The sequence below is a fragment of the Dapis hubbardiae BLCC-M172 genome, from assembly GCF_050016015.1.
In the GTDB taxonomy this organism is placed as follows: Bacteria; Cyanobacteriota; Cyanobacteriia; order Cyanobacteriales; family Microcoleaceae; genus Trichodesmium.
Genome location: NZ_JBNHEQ010000040.1, coordinates 28,654 through 29,812 on the forward strand (window position 1 = coordinate 28,654; position 1,159 = coordinate 29,812).

Annotated in this window: 1 protein-coding gene; it reads right to left on the reverse strand. The window is 43.2% G+C overall.

Annotated elements, in window-relative coordinates; translation table 11 throughout:
- Nucleotides 1–1,159: DUF4912 domain-containing protein (locus ACP6PK_RS04480; protein WP_426558122.1), on the reverse strand; the 1,159-nt coding region annotated here is incomplete at both ends.

Below are 1,159 nucleotides of genomic sequence, written 5' to 3' on the forward strand. Positions count from 1 at the left end.
AGGAACTTCTGTTGTTTCTTCTGTTGTTTCTTCTGGAGTCTCTGCTAAACCTGCTATTCCAGCAATACCTGTACCAATACTACTAACGTCTGTTTCATTACTATCTTCTAAAGTTTTCTCAGTGGTAGGAACTTCTGTTGTTTCTTCTGTTGTTTCTTCTGGAGTCTCTGCTAAACCTGCTGCTCCTGCTATTCCTCCTATTCTGGTAATACCTGTAACAATACTACCAACGTCTGTTTCATTGGTATCTTCTGAAGTTATTTCAGTGGTAGGAGTTTCTGTATCTGTTTCTGGAGTTACTGTAGTTATTTCTGATGCTTCAGTTACCCTAACAGTAGTATCTACTCCTACTTCTTCCTCTAATATCTGCACTCGCTCAGAACGAGCTAACTTTAGCCACTCACTCTCATCTGTGACATAACCTATTTCGGCTAGATATTCTCGTTGACTCTCTAGAGACTCTAGTTCTTTGTGCGTACTTGATTCTAAGATATCATGCTGTTGCACACTCTGGGGTAGAGGTATTTGTGAATCTGGCTCAATATCTGTAACATCATAGACTCGTACTTGATATTGCTCACCACCGTATGATTTGGCTGCATCTTTGTCTGCTTGTGGTACTGACCAAGTTGCTAATGCTGTTTGACCATAATTAGGGGTCAGAGTTATTTGACTATTTTTTTCTTGGTTTGCCCAGGCTGCTACTAACCCTGCTATTCCTGCTACTCCTGCTACTCCTGCTATGGGAGCTACTCCCATGCCAGAAGTACCAATGGCTGCTTGATTTTCACCTTCTGGGGTTTGGGTTGCTGGTGCATCAGTTCCTTCTCCAACTCCAGCACCAGTAACAGGAGTTCCCCCTACAGGGGGGGAGTCTGAATCTGTAGTTGTTCCAGGAGCTACAGCAGTTCCTCCTGTTCCTACTGACTCATCTCCACGCCCTCTTAGCAGTCCCCATAATAATGCTCCTATTAAAGGAATTCCTAATAACAGTAAGATCCACCAGGGAAATCCTTTTTTTTCTGTTTCTTCATTGGTATCACCAGTAGGTGCTTGCACCAGTGTTGTCTCAGTTGTATTATCTGGACTGGATGTAGTTGTTAGACCTCCCGCAGTTGAGGTATCAGTTTTCTCCTGCTGGTTTAATGCTGCCTCAGTT